Genomic DNA, 16,462 nt, shown 5'->3' on the forward strand with positions numbered 1-16,462 from the left:
ATCAGCCTTCGGGCGCCTCGAAGTGCCGCGCCCGCATGACCTGCACCGAGCCGCGCACGATCAGCCAGACCGCGAACAGCCCCCACAGCACCAGGCCGCCCCAGGCAGGGGAGACGACGAGGAAGATGCCGGCGATCACGCTGAGCATGCCGAACAGGATCGCCCAGGAGCGTCCGTCCTCGGTCGTGGGGATCGTGATCGCGGCGATGCCTTCGAGGATCCACGCGATGCCCAGGAACAGGCCGAAGAAGGTGACCAGCCACTGCATGGCGTATGCCGCATTGGAGAACGCGATGACGGCGGATGCGATGAACACCAGGCCGAGGACGAGGTGGCCGATCCGGCGCCCGGTGCCCAGCGGCGCGGCGAGGGCGCCGAGTGCCAGGTAGAGCAGACCGACCACGGCGGCGTAGATCGCGAGCACCCACACGAAGGCGACGGCACTGTGCAAGGGCCAGACCAGGATCAGAAGACCAACGAACACCGAGACCGTGCCGGTCATGCCCACCGTGGAGCGGATCTCACCGATCGTGCTGCTGCCCAATGAAGAAGTTGCCGTAGTCATGCGCTGACCTCTCTGCCGATAGCCGTTGCTCGGCAGTTTTCACGGTAGCGCGCTGTGAGCGGACGGTTGCAGTCTCACCGAAAGCCCATAGATTCTGGTCACGAAAGGGGCTCTGGGCCGAACGAGCTCACCCTGGCACCGGTACAGTGGCTCGTACTCACCAATGGCGCTCGGAGGCGACTGTGGACAGAGCGGGCAAGGGCGTGCACAGGTGGACCCCGCTCATCGACGTGCCGCAGGCCGATCTCGAAGACCTCATCGGACGGCTGAACCAGACGCGCTGGCCCCGCCGCTGGCCCCTCGGAGAGCCCTGGACGGCGGGTACCGACTTCGACGAGCTGCGGCGGCTCACGGAGCATTGGGGGAGCCAGTACGACTGGCGCCGGCATGAACGGGAGATCAATCGACTGGCGTCCTATTGGACGATCATCGCCGGTCAGCGCATCCACTTCCTGCGCTTCGACGCAGAGACACCGGACGCCCCCGCGGTCGTGCTCACCAACGGATGGCCGAGCACGTTCTTCGAACTCGTCGAGCTTGCGCGGCGTCTCGCGGAGCCCTCTCGCTACGGCGACACTGGCATGGCTTTCACTGTGGTCGTGCCTTCCCTTCCGGGTTTCACGTTCTCCGATCCGGCGGCATCGTCGCCTCCCACGACTCCCACTCACGAGTTGTGGCACCGCCTGATGATCCGCTTGGGCTTCGAGACCTACTTCGCCCACGGGGGAGACCTGGGCAGCGGAATAACGTCGCGCCTGGCGGCCGCTCATCCTGAGGCCGTCCGTGCGATCCATGTGATGTCGCTCGGGGCTCCGCGCTCCTTCGACGAGGATTCGCTGACCCCGGCCGAGCGGGAGCACCTCGCGGCGGGTAAGGCATGGCTGCGGACCGAAGGCGCATACATGCACCAGCACCAGACCCGCCCACTCACCCTCGCCTTCGGCCTCTCCGACTCACCGGTCGGCCTGCTGTCGTGGATCCTCGAGAAGTACTACCAGTGGAGCGACCGTCGTGCGGGCACGCCGTTCTCGCTGGCCGACGACTTCGTCCTGACGCAGGCCAGCCTGTACTGGTTCACGAACACGATAGGGACATCGCTGCGGCCCTACTATGAGGCGCCGCCGCCGTACGAATTCGTTCCGGTGCCCACGGCGCTCGCGCTGTTCCCGGCCGACCTGCTGAAGCCTCCGCGGGAATGGGCGGAGCGGACCCACGACATCCGCCGCTACACGATCTTCGACTCGGGTGGTCACTTCGCACCGGTGGAGACGGCGCCGACGCTGGCAGCGGACATCCGCCAGTTCTTCGCCGGCGAGCTCGTCGGTGCTGCAGCCGACCAGACCTGATCCCGCGAAAGCTCTTTGCCGATAATGCACATTATGTCAGCACGATCGAACCGCGCCGGAATCGAGCGTCGGTACGAGGTCGACGACATTCCCCCAACCGCACCGACAATCGGCGTTGACTGATCGGTCAGCGCTGCCGAGTTCGACTCCCCGGCAGCACCGTCCGACGGCGCGTCATCAACTCAGCCGCTGCGCCGGAGCAGTCATCGAAACCGGCGCGAATGACGTCAGGCACCCACAGCGTGCGTCGAAACGTACGACGTTCGATCCGTATCAACACGACTCGCCATGTCCCCTCCCGCGCCACCACTCCCCCGGAATATAGCCAGCGAGTTTTGTAATCGAGTCTTGTATATCGTAGCTATGTTCGATACAATCGAACCATCAGACCGAAGCTGGCGACGAGGAGGTAGTCGATGTCAACAACGACGGGCGGCTTGCCCCCAGCGATCTCCGAGCTCGATGAGATCCTTGATCACCTCTCGCAGTCGAGGCAGCGTGCGGCGTCGGCATTCGCGGCGGAGATGTTCTTCTTCGAACGCGTCTCCGGCCTCTTAGACAAGCGTGAGCAGGAACGCGCGACGCAGGTCACCGGCGCGATCACCTCTTCCTCGCAGCTCGCGATGCGCGAGGTGTTCGCCGAGATCGGCGCGGCACTGCGATTGAGCGAATGGCAGGTCGCCCGCAAGGTGTCGGTCGCATGGGCACTGACCAATCGGTTCCACGAGACGCTGTGCGACGCGAGTTGTGGCCAGATCTCCCCCGACCATGCGACCCTGATCGCCGACATCGGCGCCGATATCGCGGATGACTCGGTGCGCGCCGACTACGAGACGGTCGCCCGTGACATGGCGCTGGAGATGACCCCCGGCCAGCTGGGGCCCGCGCTGAGCGGGCTGGTCGTTCGTCTGGACCCGGAGGGCACCGAGCGGCGTGTGCGCGAGGCCGCGCAGCGCCGGAAGGTGACCGTGCGCGAGCTCGAGCCGGGACTGTCCCGGATCACCGCGGACGTGCCCACTGCGCAGGGCGTCGGCGCCTACAACCGCCTGCGCGACATGGCCGCCGAACTGTTCGATCTGAACTCAGCAGAAAAAGCCGAGGCACAGGCCGTCGAAGCTGCCGCCAGCACGACGGATGCCGGTTCCACGGCGCGCGGTGCGGACGCACAGACCGACGGGCCGACGTTCGATGAGCGCACGCATGCGCAGATCATGGCGGATGTCTTCTGCGACCTGTTGCTGACCAGCGCGGCCGACGGGCACGGCGCCACCAAGGACGCGCGCGATGCCCTGGGCGCGATCACCGCGACCGTGCAGGTCACCATTCCGGCCACCGCACTGGCTGGTCAGACCATCGGCGGTGCAACCGTCAGCGGGTTCGGGCCCATCGATAACGACACCGCCACGCTTCTGGTCGGCGCGACACCGTCCTGGACGCGAGTTTTCACCGACCCCTGCCGCGGCGTGCCGATCAGCGTCGACCGATACCGGCCGACGAAGAAGCAGAAGCTGTTCCTCCAGGTCCGAGACCAGCAGTGCCGGTTCCCGGGATGCCGTCGCGTCGCGCAGCAGTGCGAGATCGATCACACCGTCGCCCGCATCGAGGACGGGCCCACCTGCCTGTGCAACCTCGAGCACCTGTGCAAACGACACCACACTCTCAAGCACGAGACCGACTGGAGTGTGGAGCAGCTGCCGGGCGGGGTCCTACGCTGGACCGCGCCCACCGGACGCACGCATCTGACCAGACCACCGGGCACTGTCAGATTCGACCCGGTCGCGTTGATCGACCCGGACCCTCTCCACAGACACCAGATCGAGCGCTCACTCGCTCGAGACCCCGCGCCCTTCTGATCGGGCAACTCCGTCAGTATGCGGGTACGCGCTGGGCGCTACGCTCCAGGCATGGGCCCGATATGGCGCGGCGTGCAGACCATGCCCCTGGTGGCGCGTTTCGTCGTGGGTGGGATCATCGTGTTCGGTGTCGCCGGTGCTATCCTCGGCCTCATTCTCGGGCTCATCGCGTACCCACCCACGGCGTGGGCGGCCGTCGTCGAACTCGCCGTGCCCGGGGTGCTCGTCGGTGCGCTCCTCGGGCTGATCGGCGGCGCGGCGGTGCAGACCGTCCGGCGGGCGCGGACGCCGCGCTGAGGCACTCAGGCGGGGTCGTACTCCCCCGGCACCGTCTGAGAGGCTATCGCGCCCCTGCGCGCCGCCGGGCAGGCCACGGGCGCGGGTACAATCGCAGGCATGCTTCTGTGTCGTCATCGCCCCTTCGGGCGTCGGGAGGTCGTCGGCGTGCTGCTCGCCGACGTCAGGTAGCCGCTGCACCGCTCCGCGGGGTTGCTCGCACCCCTCTTCGACCTCTGACCACAGAAAGCCCTCGTCGTGCATGCCCCTACCGAGAACGACATCCGTACGTCCTTCGTGAACGCATCCGTGCGCGAACGCAGCAGCCTCAGCCTGCCCGACGGCTTCGCCGCGCTGGACTGGGACACAGTCGACTTCTTCGCCTGGCGCGACCCGAAGCTCGCCCCGCAGGGCTATCTCGTCGTGCCGCTCGACGGCGCGCTGACCGGCGTCCTGCTGCGCGAGCATGACCGGCGTCCGACGGCGCGCGCACAGTGCGCCTGGTGCGAAGACGTGACGCTGCCCAACGACGTCGTGTTCTACAGCGCGAAGCGGGCCGGCCGAGCCGGGCGCAACGGCAACACCGTCGGCACCCTCGCCTGCGCCGGCTTCGAATGCTCGCGCAACGCGCGCAAGCTGCCGCCGCTGGCCTACCCCGGCTTCGACCGCGCCGCCGCGCGCGACCGCCGCATCGCGGCGCTGCAGGCGAACGTCGCTGCCTTCGCACGCGACATCCGCGACAGCGACTGAGCCAGGCCGCAGAGCACGACCACCGGGCGGATTAAGCTGGACAGGTTGCTCATCTGAACGGACCGCACGTGACGATCATCCCTCTGCGCCCCGCACCGACGTGGCGCTCTTGGCTGATCTGGGGCGTCGCCGCCGCTGCATACGTGCTCGCGGTCGCGAACCGCACTTCGCTGGCGGCGGTCGGCGTCGAGGCCGCGCACCGGTTCAATGCGGATGCCTCGACGCTGTCGATGTTCGCGGTCCTGCAACTGGCTGTCTACGGCGCGATGCAGCTGCCGATCGGCGTCATGCTCGACCGGGTCGGCACCCGGCCGATCATCATCGGCGGGATGCTGCTGATGGCCGTGGGCCAGGCGGTCATGGCGTTCTCACCCAACGTCGGCATCGCGATCGGCGCCCGCATGCTGCTCGGTGCCGGCGACGCCGCGGTGTTCCCGAGCGTGCTGCGGACGGTCGCCACCTGGTTTCCGGCGCAGCGCAGCTCGGTGATGGTGCAGCTGACCGGCATCGTCGGCATGTGCGGGCAGCTGCTGGCCATCGCGCCGCTGGCCGCGCTCGTGCACGCCACGACCTGGGCCGTCGCCTTCGGATCCGTCGCCGGCCTGTGCATCCTGTTCGCGATCCTGCTGTTGGCGGTCGTGCAGAACCATCCGCCGACGGTGCACGCGGATGTCTCGGTGAACACCGACACCGGGGCGATCCGGGTCGTCACCTCGGCCGTCGACACCAGCATCGGTCTGAAGGACACGTGGTCCAACCCGGGCACCCGGCTGGCGTTCTGGTCGCACTTCACCACGCCGTTCGCCGGCACCGCGTTCATCATGTTGTGGGGCATCCCGTTCCTGACCGCGGGCGAGGGACGCTCCGCCGGCGAAGCCGCGCTGATCACCACGGCCTACGTGCTGGTGGGCATGGTGTTGGGTCCGATCATGGGCACCATGTCGGGCCGAATGCCCAACCACCGGTCGCGCATGCTGGTGCTGCCCACGGTGGCGCTGCAACTGGTGGCGTGGCTCACGGTGATCGTCTGGCCGGGGCCGGCGCCGCTGTGGCTCCTGTTCGTGCTCGCGGTCGCGATGGGCAGCGGCGGCCCGGCGTCGATGATCGCGTTCGACCACGCCCGCACGCACAACCCGGGCCACCGGCTGAGCACCGCCACGGGCATCACGAACACGGGCGGCTTCATCGCCGGTCTGATCTCGATCTTCCTGATCGGCGCGGCCCTGGACCTGCAGGGCGCCGGCACGCCGGAGACGTTCACGCTCGATGCGTTCCGGATTGCGTTCCTCACCCAGGTGCCGCTGTGGCTGGTGGGGGCGTTCTTCATCATCTACGAGCGCAAGCGCACCCGCATCCGGATGGGGCTGGATCGGGCGCGCGTGCCACGCAGCGGCCGCCACTGAGCGCGGCTCAGCTCGGCAGCGGCGCGATCTCGGTCCACCCTGCATACTTCGCGGCATGGCCGTCGCCGGACGAGGTGTGCGTGAGCCGGCGTCGCACCCACGGCACGACATGCCGGCGGTAGTACGCCGCCGAGGTCAGCGCTCGGTCGGACAGCTCGGGCAGCGACCACCATTGCGCGGGGGTATCCAGCCCGAGCGCGGTCAGTACACGCGCGGCGACGCGGTGATGGCCCCGCAGATTCATGTGCAGGCGGTCCTGCGACCAGTAGCCGGGTGTGCTGAGCTCCCGGTCGGGCCAGTTCCACGCCGTGACCACATCGGGGCGCGTCGCCAGGCGCTGCGCCACGGCGGCCGAGAGCAGGTCGCCACGGCGCTGGATGAGTCCGCGCAGCGGCAGCTGGCCGGACGGGTTCGCCCCGGACAGCGCTATGAGCTGCACGCGCTCTTCGTCGCAGCGGCGCAGCACGTGCGTGAACAGGTCCGCGACGCTCGCAATCGAGGTGCGCGGGCGCAGCATATCGTTGCCGCCGCCGTTGAACGCCAGGTGCGTCGGCTTCAGGGCCAGCGCCGGCTCCAGCTGCTCGCGCACGATGGGCTCGATCAGCTTGCCTCGGATCGCGAGGTTGGCATACTCGATCGGCTCACCCGTGGCATCCGCCCAGCCCTGCGCGGCGATGTCCGCCCACCCGCGCACGCGCCCATCCGGCAGCTCGTCGCCCACGCCCTCGGTGAAGGAGTCGCCGATGGCCACGAATCGCACGGATGTCACCGATCCAGCCTACGGCCGGCCGGGAGCGTCCTCCGCCAGCAGCTCGACCACGCGCGGCGCGACCCGGGTGCCGTACAGCTCGATGCTGTGCAGCAGCCGCTCGTGCGACAGCGTGCCGTTGGAGAACTTCACATCGAACCGGTCCAGGCCCAGCGTCCGGGCCGTGGCCGCGATCTTGCGCGCCACGGTCTCGGGTGCGCCGGCGTAGACGGCGCCGTCCGGGCCGACATCGTGCTGGAACTGCGCTCGGGTGTACCGGCCCCAGCCGCGCTCGGCCCCGATCGCATCCCGGTTGGCGGCCATCGCCGGGTACATCTCGTCCCACGCCTGTTCGTCAGTGTCGGCGACGTGTCCCGGGGAGTGCACGCCCACCGGCATCCGGTCATGGCCGAACTCGCCGAGCGAGTGGTGATAGAGGTCGACGAACGGGCGGAAGCGTGCGGACGAGCCGCCGATGATAGCCAGCATCAGGCCGTAGCCGTACCGCGCCGCGCGCACCACCGACTCGGGCGAGCCGCCGACGCCGATCCATGCCCGCAGGCCGTTCTCAGTCTTCGGGAAGACATCCGCGTCGGACAGCGCCGCCCGGGTGGTGCCCCGCCAGGTGACGGGCTGCTCAGTCACCAGCCGGCTGAACAGCTCCACACGCTCGTCGAACAGCACTTCGTAGTCGTTCAGGTCGAATCCGAACAGCGGGAACGATTCCGTGAACGAACCGCGCCCGAGGATCACCTCGGCGCGGCCGTGCGAGAGCGCGTCCAGCGTCGCAAAGCGCTCGTACACGCGCACCGGGTCGTCGGAGGACAGCACCGTCACGGCGGTGCCCAGCCGGATGTGCGAGGTGCGCGCCGCGGCGGCGGCCAGGACGAGCTCGGGGCTCGAGACGGCGAACTCGCGCCGGTGGTGCTCCCCTACTCCGAAGAACGCCAGGCCGACCTGATCGGCCAGCACCGCCTGGTCGACGATGTTGCGAATCGTCTGGGCCTGCGTGAGCAGTTCGCCATGCTCGTCCCGGGTGACATCCCCGAAGGTGTCCAGGCCCAGTTCCACGCGCTGCGGGGTTTGCGTCATCGGCTCAGGCTCCCGGCAGCAGCGCGGCGCGCAGCGTGTCCAGCCCCACGCCGCCCAGGTCGAGCGCGCGCTTGTGGAACGCCTTGATGTCGAACGCGTCGCCCTGGGCCGCGCGGAAGTCGTCGCGCAGCTGCTCCCAGATGCGCTGCCCGACCTTGTAGGACGGCGCCTGCCCCGGCCAGCCCAGGTAGCGGTTGACCTCGAACCGGATGAACTCGTCCGACATGTTGACGTTGCCGCGCATGAACTCCAGCGCATAGCCGGCGTCCCATACCCCCTGGCCGTCGGGCCGGGGCTTGCCCAGGTGCACGCCGATGTCGAGCACGACACGGGCGGCGCGCATGCGCTGGCCGTCCAGCATCCCCAACCGGTCCGCTGGGTCCTGCAGATAGCCGAGCTGCTCCATCAGGCGCTCTGCATACAGGGCCCAGCCCTCGGCGTGCCCGGACGTGCCGGCCAGCAGTCGCCGCCACGAGTTCAGCTCGCCGCGGTTGTACACCGCCTGCGCGATCTGCAGGTGATGGCCGGGCACGCCCTCGTGGTAGACCGTGGTCAGCTCGCGCCAGGTGTCGAACGTCTCTACCCCTTCGGGCACCGACCACCACATTCGGCCGGGGCGCGAGAAGTCGTCGGTCGGGCCGGTGTAGTAGATGCCGCCCTCTTGCGTGGGCGCGATCATGCATTCGATGCGCCGTACCGGTTCGGGGATGTCGAAGTGCGTTGCGCCCAGGTCGGCGACGGCCTGATCGGCGGTGCGCTGCATCCATCTCTGCAGCTCGGCAGTGCCGTGCAGCTGATGGGCCGGGTCGGTCTCGAGGAAGGCGATGGCCTCGGCGACCGATGCCCCCGCCTTGATCTCGCGCGCGACGGATTCCTGCTCGGCGACCATCCGGGCCAGCTCCTCGAGCCCCCACTCGTACGTCTCGTCCAGGTCGACGGCGGCGCCCAGGAACTGGCGGGAGTGCAGGCTGTACAGCTCGCGTCCCACGGCATCCTGCTCGGCGGCGACCGGGGCGAGGTCCGCGCCGAGGAAGGCGGCGAGCTTGTCGTACGCGACGCGCGCCCCGTTGGCGTTGTCGGCGAGGCGGCGGGCGAGGGATGCCGGCAGCTGTCCCTCGGCGGGTGCGGCATCGCTGACGAAGTGGGCGAAGAACCCGTCGTCGGCGGTGTAGCGGGCGATCTGCGTGATGACCTCGCGCACCTGGCGGCGGGCCGGCACGACGCCCGCGCCGATGCCGTTGCGCAGCGTCTGGATGTAGCCCTCGATCGCGCCGGGCAGCGCCGACAAGCGGGTGGCGATGACGTCCCAGTCGTCGGCGGTGGCCGTCGGCATCAGGTCGAACACGGACCGGATGTCCTGCACCGGCGAGGCGATCACGTTCAGGTCGCGCAGCTGTGCGCGCGCCTCGACCAGTTCCAGGTGCAGCCCCAGCTCACGGCTCAGGTCTGCCTTGGTGACCTCGTCGACGGCGTCGACGGGCTCGGCGGTCTGCAGCGCATCGCGCGTGGCGCGCACCCGTCGCACGGCTTCCTCGGTGCCGGCCGGTGAGTAGTCGCCGAACCGGTCGTTGTATTGGGTGCGCCCGATGTAGGTGGCCACCGTGGGGAACAGTCCGGCGATGTCATCGACCCACTGCTCCGCGATCGTGTCGACGGGTGTGGGTGTGCGTGCGGAATCGGTCATCATCCGAGCCTACGAGTGCGGCCGGCACCCGGCAATCCGCCGCACCGAAGGCCGGTCGGGTCAGTGCGCGGCGGCGTCCCAGTTCGGGCCGCGGCCGATCTGCACGTCCAGCGGCACCGTCAGCTCGGCGGCATCGCCCATCCGCCCCCGCACGATGCGCTCGGCGGCATCCCACTCCCCCGGCGCCACCTCGACCACGAGTTCGTCATGTATCTGCAGCAGCATCCGTGAAGCGAGGTGCTCCTCACGGAACTGCCGGTGGATGCGCACCAGGGCGATCTTCATGATGTCGGCGGCGCTGCCCTGAATGGGGGCGTTCAGCGCCGCGCGCTCGGCGTTCTCGCGCAGCACCCGGTTGGGGCTGGTCAGGTCGGGGAACGGCCGGCGGCGCCCATAGATCGTCTCGGTGTACCCGTCGATCCGGGCCTGCTCAACGGAGGCGCGCAGATAGTCGCGCACGGCGCCGAACCGGGCGAAGTACTCGGCCATCAGCTGCTTGGCCTCGGACTGCTCGATGCGCAGCTGCTTGGACAGCCCGAAGGCGCTCAATCCGTAGACCAGGCCGTACGACATCGCCTTGACCTTCGAGCGCATCGCCGAGGTCACCTCGGCGGGCGTGACGCCGAACACCCGCGACCCCACGAACCGATGCAGGTCCTCCCCCGTGCGGAACGCCTCGATCAGGCCGGGGTCCTCGGACAGATGCGCCATGATGCGCATCTCGATCTGCGAGTAGTCCGCCGTCAGCAGCGTCTCGTAGCCGTCGCCGACCTCGAAGGCCGTGCGGATGCGCCGGCTCTCCTCGGTGCGCACCGGGATGTTCTGCAGGTTCGGGTCGGTGCTCGACAGACGCCCGGTCTGGCTGCCGGTCTGCAGATAGGTCGTGTGGATGCGGCGATCCGACGCGATGGCGACATCCAGCGATTCGATGATCTGGCGCAGCTTCGTCGCCTCGCGGTGCTGCAGCAGCAGGTCGAGGAACGGGTGCGGATTGGTCTCCTGCAGAGTGGCCAGCGCCCCGGCATCCGTCGTGTACCCGGTCTTGGTCTTGCGGGTCTTGGGCAGCTCGAGCTCGTCGAACAGCACCTCCTGCAGCTGCTTGGGCGAGCCGAGGTTCACTTCGCGCCCGATCGCGGCGTAGGCGTCCTGGGCGAGGGCATCAGCTCGGGCGCCGAGCTCGCCGGAGAATTCGGAGAGCACGGCGTGCGAGACGGCGACGCCGGCCAGTTCCATTTCGGCGAGGGCGACCAGGGTCGGCAGCTCGATGTCGGCGAGTACCCCGGCCACTCGCTCCGGAAGCCGGTCGCGCTGGGCCCGCGCGACCCGCAGCGCATACCAGGACAACTGGCCGGGGGTGGCGCCGTCGTGCTCGGGCACCAGCTGGGCAGGGTCGGCCTCGGGCAGCTTCTCGTCCAGGTAGCGCTCGACCAGGTGACCGAGCGTCTTGTCGGGAAAGCTCGGCCGCGCCAGCCACCCGGCGATCAGCACGTCGTAGGCCACTCCGGCGGCGTCGGCGCCGGCCCGGCGCAGCGCCTTGTACTGGGGCTTGGCGTCGCACAGCACCTTGGGTGCGTCGGAGGTCAGCCAGCCGCCGATGGCCGCGGCGACCTCGGGCGACCAGCCGGTCTCGACCGCGGCATCGGCGACCGCGAAGCCGAGCCGTCGTGGCAGGCCTGCCTCGACCGTCACGGTGACGCCGATCTCGCCGGTCGCGGCCTCGAGCCACGCCGCCAGCTCGTGCGGCGCCGGCTGGCCGGGTTCGGGTGCGGTGGCGATCTGCTCGGGCGCCTCCTCGGCGACGACGGTGCCGGTGGCGTCGAACACGCGCGGCAGCAGCGTGCGGAACTCGAGCCGCGAGAAGATGTCGCGCACCGCGACCTCGTCGATCGGCCGTACCGCCAGGTCGGCCGGGCCCAGCGGCAGCTCCACGTCGGTGAGCAGCCGATTGAGCCGGCGGTTGCGGCGCACGTCATCGAGGTGATCGCGCAGGTTGCCGCCGACGACGCCCTTGATCTGGTCGGCGCCGTCGAGGATCGCATCCAGCGATCCGAACTGGTTCAGCCACTTCACCGCGGTCTTCTCGCCGACCTTGGGCACACCGGGCAGGTTGTCGCTGGTCTCGCCCACCAGAGCCGCGATGTCGGGGTACTGCGCGGGCTCGACGCCGTACTTCTCATACACGGCCGCCGGGTCGTAGCGCTTGAGCTGCGAGACGCCCTGCACGCTCGGATACAGCAGCGTGACCTGGTCGTTCACGAGCTGGATGCTGTCGCGGTCGCCCGAGCACACCAGCACGGTGTAGCCGGCCTCGGTGCCCTGGGTCGCGAGGGTGGCCAGGATATCGTCGGCTTCGACGTCTTCTTTCGTGAGCACCGAGATGCTCATCGCCGCCAGACACTCCTGCAAAAGCGGGATCTGCCCGCGGAACTCGGCGGGCGATTCGCTGCGGGTGCCCTTGTACTCCGGGTACTCCCGGGTGCGGAACGAGACGCGGGACGTGTCGAAGGCGACCGCCATGTGGGTCGGCTGCTCAGCCTTGATCAGGTTCACCAGCATCGAGAGGAATCCGTAGATGCCGTTGGTGTGCTGCCCGTCCTTCGTGGAGAAGTTCTCGACCGGCAGTGCGTAGAACGCGCGGTAGGCCAGCGAATGACCGTCGACAACCAGAAGGGTAGGCTTTGCGGAGTCCGTCACCCTGACAGCCTAGCCAGCGCGACGGACATCCCGATTCGTCGACCGAAGGTGAGCGATGTCCGACCAGGCCCCCGTGGAGCCGTTCGTTCCGCCGACGGAGTCCGAGGCCCTCGCCTGGGCCCGCCGCCGCGGCGTCGGGGCGCTGGCGGCGAAGATGGGCTTCGAGTGGGTGGAGTTCACTATCGAGCGATCGGTCGCGACCATGCCGGTCGAGGGCAACACCCAGCCGGTCGGTCTCTTGCACGGCGGTGCGTATGTCGTCCTCGGTGAGTCGCTCGGGTCGATGGCTGCGAACCTGTACGCCGGCCCGGGGCGGTTGGCGGTCGGCACCGACATCAACGCGACGCACACCCGTTCGGCGAAGTCGGGTCTGGTGACCGGCGTGTGCACGCCGATCCACCTCGGCCGCACCATGACGGTGCACGAGATAGTGGTCTCCGACGATCAGGGCCGGCGCTGCTCCACGGTGCGCATCACGAACCTCATCAAGGACATGCCGCGGGGCTAGGCCTTCTTCGGCGCGAGCTGCTCGATGATGGCCTTGGCGACATCCTGCATCGTCAGGCGCCGGTCCATCGACGCCTTCTGGATCCAGCGGAACGCCTCGGGTTCGGTCAGGCCCATCTTCTCGTTGAGCAGGCCCTTGGCCCGGTCCACGAGCTTGCGGGTCTCGAAGCGCTCGACCATGTCGGCCACCTCGGCCTCGAGCGTGATGATCTGCTCGTAGCGGGCCAGGGCGATCTCGATCGCCGGCAGCAGGTCGTTTGGAGTGAACGGCTTGACGACGTAGGCCAGCGCGCCGGCCTCGCTGGCGCGCTCGACGAGCTCCTTCTGGCTGAACGCCGTCAGCAGCACGACCGGGGCGATGTGGTTCTTGCTGAGCTTCTCGGCCGCCGAGATGCCGTCCAGCTGCGGCATCTTCACGTCCATGATCACCAGGTCCGGCCGCAACTCTGTGGCAAGCGCCACGGCCGTCTCGCCGTCTCCGGCCTCACCGACGACGTCGAAGCCGTTGTCGCGCAGGATCTCGACGATGTCCAGACGGATCAATGATTCGTCTTCGGCGACCACGACACGGCGCGGCGCGGAAGAAGTGGGATTCTGTTCCTGCTCAGTCACGTTTGAATCCTACGGTATCGTCGTTCCCGGCGTGCGATCGGCACGATCGGTACGCCGATGTGGCGGAATGGCAGACGCGACCGACTCAAACTCGGTTGCCCGAAAGGGCGTGTGGGTTCGACTCCCACCATCGGCACCCCGTTTTGCCGCGGCACTGCGCGGAAGTTGGCCCTCTCGAATGTGTCATGCCACACTTCCATGCGGGAAAACCTGTACCCGTGGTCTCCCACCCTCGGCACCTTCTCACCCGTCGCGAGCCGGGCCACCAGAGATCAGGCGTGTCGGCGGCGTGCGATGCGGGTCGCGTTGCGTGTGAGCAGCACGGTCAGCGCGGCGACCACGAGCAGCGCGCCGGCCACGACGCCCCACGCCGGCACGAGGCGCGCGAGCGGCACGCACAGCCAGGGCAGCACAAGTCCGGCCGGCGCCCAGCCGACCACGTCGCGCCATGGTGCGCCGTAGCGCAGCGACTCCGCCCCCGCCGCGACGAAGAACAGTGCGATGCCCGCGGCCAGGCGCAGCGTGACGCCCAGCGGCAACCGAGCCGCTGCGTCGGCCACCGCGGTGCCCAGGGCGGCCGCCAGCATCACGATGCCCGCCACCAGCAGGTACGGCAGGTACATCACGGTGTCGCGCAGCCCCGACAGGCTGCCGGCCTGCTGCAGCCGGTGCAGTCCGCGCTCGACCCCGATCACCGCGTGCCCGAAGAAGATCCACGCCAGCAGCGCCACCGTGCTGAACCCGAGGGCTGCGCAGAGCGCCGGCAGCGGCATCCAGTGCTCCGACAGCTGCGCGATGATCGAGATGACCGATTCGCCGAACACGATCACCACCAGCAGGTTGACCCGCTCGATCATGTGGTCCAGATCCAGGTTCTGCTGCAGCCACGGTCCGGATCGGCGGATCGTGCCCAGCAGCACCATCTCGACGGCGACAGCAGCGGCCCAGAGCACGAACTGCCACGGCATCGGCAGCGCGATCGAGACCAGCCACAGCGCCGCCGGCAGGAGGTTGTACAGCACCGGCCGCCACCAGACGGCCCCGGTGCGACGCCGCTGGATGAACCACGGCGTCATCCACACCAGCCGGATGGCCGCGTTGCCGATCGCGAAGGCCGCCGCGCGCTGGCCGAGCGCGTCGGGCACGGCCACGGCCATCAGCCCGATCGCCATCATCGCGACGGTGCCCGCCACCCACAGCACCGGCGTGACGCGCGCGCCGAACAGGTTCATCGTGATGCTGGCGTTCACCCACGCCCACCACGCAGTCGCCAGCAGCACGACGAACGCCCCCACGTCGCCCCAGGTCGGGTCGCCGTGCAGCCCGAGCGCGATCTGACCGATATAGGCGGCCATCACCAGGTCGAAGAACAGCTCGAGCCAGTGCACGCGACGGCCGAAGGCCTGCTGCGGCGGTTCCGGCTCGGCGCTCACGGGCACAGCCTAGACCGACGCCTGCGCCGCTACTTGCCTTCCCGGTAGATCGGCGCTGCGCCGTGCGCCGCGTCGCCGACCTTGTGGATGCGGATGTCGTTGGTCGAGCCGGTGATCCCGGGAGGCGATCCCGAGATCACGACGACCTTGGCGCCGACCTCGGCGACCTCGGTGCCGAGCATGAAGTCGTCGACCTGATGGAACATCCGGTCGGTGTGCGGCACGTGCTCCACGAGGGTCGACTGGATGCCCCAGGTCAGCGCCATCCGGCGGCGGATGGCCGGCTCCGGGGTGAACGCGATCATGGGGATCTTCGGGCGCAGCCGCGACATCCGCCGCGCCGTGTCGCCGGACTCGGTGAAGATGCAGATGAACTTCGCATCGACGAACTCGGCGACCTCCAGGGCCGCGGCGGTGATCGCTCCGCCCTGCGTGCGTGGGGTCGTGCCCAGCGGCAGGATGCGCTCCAGACCGTGGTCCTCGGTCGACTCGATGATCCGGGCCATGGTCTGCACGACCACGACGGGGTACTCCCCCACGCTCGTCTCACCCGAGAGCATGACCGCGTCGGCGCCGTCCAGCACGGCGTTGGCCACGTCGCTGGTCTCAGCGCGGGTGGGCACCGGGTTGCTGATCATCGACTCGAGCATCTGGGTGGCGACGATGACCGGCTTGGCCATCCGGCGGCACAGCTCGACGGCGCGCTTCTGCACGATCGGCACCGCCTCCAGCGGCAGCTCCACGCCCAGGTCGCCGCGGGCGACCATGATGCCGTCGAACGCGTCGATGATCTCCTCGAGGTGGTCCACGGCCTGCGGTTTCTCGATCTTGGCGATCACCGGCACCTTGCGGCCCTCTTCGGCCATGATCGCGTGCACGCGCTCGATGTCGCTCGCGTCGCGCACGAACGACAGCGCGATCAGATCGGCGCCGATGCGCAGGCCCCAGCGCAGATCCGCCTCGTCCTTCGCGCTGAGCGCAGGGACGTTCACGGCGACGCCGGGCAGATTGATGCCCTTGTTGTTGGAGACCGTGCCGGCCACGATGACCCGGGTGGTCACGACGGTGCCGTCGGTGGATTCGACCTGGACCCGCACCTTGCCGTCGTCGATGAGCAGGAAGTCGCCGGCCTTCACGTCCTGGGGCAGGCCCTTGAACGTCGTGGAGACGAGTTCTTTCGTGCCGGGCACGTCTTCCGTGGTGATCTTGAAGACATCGCCGACGGCGAGGTCGTGCGGGCCGTCGGCGAACCGGCCCAGGCGGATCTTCGGCCCCTGCAGGTCGACCAGGATCGCCACGGCGCGGCGCGCGTCATCGGCAGCCTTGCGCACGTTGGCGAAATTGTTCTCGTGCACGGCGTAGTCGCCGTGGCTGAGGTTGAATCGGGCCACATCCACACCGGCGTCGATGATCGCACGGACCATCTCATACGTCGATGTCGCGGGCCCGAGTGTGGCGACGATTTTCGCGCGTCTCATAGAGAGCTGTACTCCGGGTTC

Annotated in this window: 14 protein-coding genes and 1 tRNA gene; 7 read left to right on the top strand and 8 right to left on the bottom strand. The window is 68.9% G+C overall.

The window, feature by feature from the left end:
• Position 1: 1 nt before the first annotated feature.
• On the bottom strand, positions 2–565 hold the full coding sequence (locus tag ABD705_RS12320) for an HdeD family acid-resistance protein (RefSeq protein WP_344783989.1): 564 nt from the start codon (positions 563–565) through the stop codon (positions 2–4).
• Between the two features lie 182 nt (positions 566–747).
• Between ABD705_RS12320 and ABD705_RS12325 the strand changes: the two genes are divergently transcribed.
• From ABD705_RS12325 to ABD705_RS12345, 5 genes are all read left to right on the top strand, one after another.
• Positions 748–1,911, top strand: a complete 1,164-nt coding sequence (locus ABD705_RS12325; RefSeq protein WP_344783991.1) for an epoxide hydrolase family protein — start codon at positions 748–750, stop codon at positions 1,909–1,911.
• Between the two features lie 416 nt (positions 1,912–2,327).
• Positions 2,328–3,764, top strand: a complete 1,437-nt coding sequence (locus ABD705_RS12330; protein WP_344783993.1) for an HNH endonuclease signature motif containing protein — start codon at positions 2,328–2,330, stop codon at positions 3,762–3,764.
• A 51-nt stretch (positions 3,765–3,815) separates the two neighbouring features.
• Positions 3,816–4,061 carry a hypothetical protein gene (locus tag ABD705_RS12335; protein ID WP_344783995.1) on the top strand — a complete coding sequence of 82 codons (246 nt, stop codon included), beginning with the start codon at positions 3,816–3,818 and terminating at the stop codon, positions 4,059–4,061.
• Between the two features lie 237 nt (positions 4,062–4,298).
• Positions 4,299–4,790 (top strand): FBP domain-containing protein, encoded by a 492-nt coding sequence (locus tag ABD705_RS12340; RefSeq protein ID WP_344783997.1) that lies wholly within the window; start codon positions 4,299–4,301, stop codon positions 4,788–4,790.
• Positions 4,791–4,858: 68 nt separating this feature from the next.
• Positions 4,859–6,193: an MFS transporter gene (locus ABD705_RS12345; protein ID WP_344783999.1), complete on the top strand. Its 1,335-nt coding sequence runs from the start codon at positions 4,859–4,861 to the stop codon at positions 6,191–6,193.
• Positions 6,194–6,200: 7 nt separating this feature from the next.
• On the opposite strand, the gene ABD705_RS12350 is transcribed toward ABD705_RS12345, so the two are convergent.
• Genes ABD705_RS12350 through polA form a run of 4 tightly spaced genes read right to left on the bottom strand, consistent with a single transcriptional unit; the run spans position 6,201 to position 12,411 of the window.
• On the bottom strand, positions 6,201–6,962 hold the full coding sequence (locus ABD705_RS12350; RefSeq protein ID WP_344784001.1) for an SGNH/GDSL hydrolase family protein: 762 nt from the start codon (positions 6,960–6,962) through the stop codon (positions 6,201–6,203).
• A 9-nt stretch (positions 6,963–6,971) separates the two neighbouring features.
• Positions 6,972–8,033 (bottom strand): LLM class flavin-dependent oxidoreductase, encoded by a 1,062-nt coding sequence (locus ABD705_RS12355; protein ID WP_344784004.1) that lies wholly within the window; start codon positions 8,031–8,033, stop codon positions 6,972–6,974.
• A 4-nt stretch (positions 8,034–8,037) separates the two neighbouring features.
• Positions 8,038–9,717: a DUF885 domain-containing protein gene (locus tag ABD705_RS12360; protein WP_344784006.1), complete on the bottom strand. Its 1,680-nt coding sequence runs from the start codon at positions 9,715–9,717 to the stop codon at positions 8,038–8,040.
• 60 nt (positions 9,718–9,777) lie between these two features.
• A complete protein-coding gene (gene polA, locus ABD705_RS12365) occupies positions 9,778–12,411 on the bottom strand; it encodes a DNA polymerase I (protein WP_344784008.1) in 2,634 nt (877 codons plus the stop codon).
• A gap of 55 nt (positions 12,412–12,466) precedes the next feature.
• Between polA and ABD705_RS12370 the strand changes: the two genes are divergently transcribed.
• Positions 12,467–12,919, top strand: coding sequence for a hotdog fold thioesterase (locus ABD705_RS12370; protein WP_344784010.1), 453 nt, complete (start codon positions 12,467–12,469; stop codon positions 12,917–12,919).
• On the opposite strand, the gene ABD705_RS12375 is transcribed toward ABD705_RS12370, so the two are convergent.
• Positions 12,916–13,530 carry an ANTAR domain-containing response regulator gene (locus ABD705_RS12375; RefSeq protein ID WP_344784012.1) on the bottom strand — a complete coding sequence of 205 codons (615 nt, stop codon included), beginning with the start codon at positions 13,528–13,530 and terminating at the stop codon, positions 12,916–12,918. The genes ABD705_RS12370 and ABD705_RS12375 overlap by 4 nt on opposite strands.
• Before the next feature lie 53 nt (positions 13,531–13,583).
• Here ABD705_RS12375 and ABD705_RS12380 point away from each other — a divergent pair.
• A tRNA-Leu gene (locus ABD705_RS12380) sits at positions 13,584–13,666 on the top strand.
• Between the two features lie 136 nt (positions 13,667–13,802).
• Here the strand turns inward: ABD705_RS12380 and ABD705_RS12385 are convergent.
• Both ABD705_RS12385 and pyk read right to left on the bottom strand, forming a co-directional pair.
• The gene (locus ABD705_RS12385; RefSeq protein WP_344784014.1) at positions 13,803–14,963 is read right to left on the bottom strand and encodes a low temperature requirement protein A; all 1,161 of its coding nucleotides are present in this window, start codon (positions 14,961–14,963) and stop codon (positions 13,803–13,805) included.
• A gap of 29 nt (positions 14,964–14,992) precedes the next feature.
• The gene (pyk, locus tag ABD705_RS12390) at positions 14,993–16,441 is read right to left on the bottom strand and encodes a pyruvate kinase (RefSeq protein ID WP_344784016.1); all 1,449 of its coding nucleotides are present in this window, start codon (positions 16,439–16,441) and stop codon (positions 14,993–14,995) included.
• Positions 16,442–16,462: the final 21 nt, after the last annotated feature.

It is taken from the genome of Microbacterium kribbense (assembly GCF_039537285.1).
In the GTDB taxonomy this organism is placed as follows: domain Bacteria; phylum Actinomycetota; class Actinomycetes; order Actinomycetales; family Microbacteriaceae; genus Microbacterium; species Microbacterium kribbense.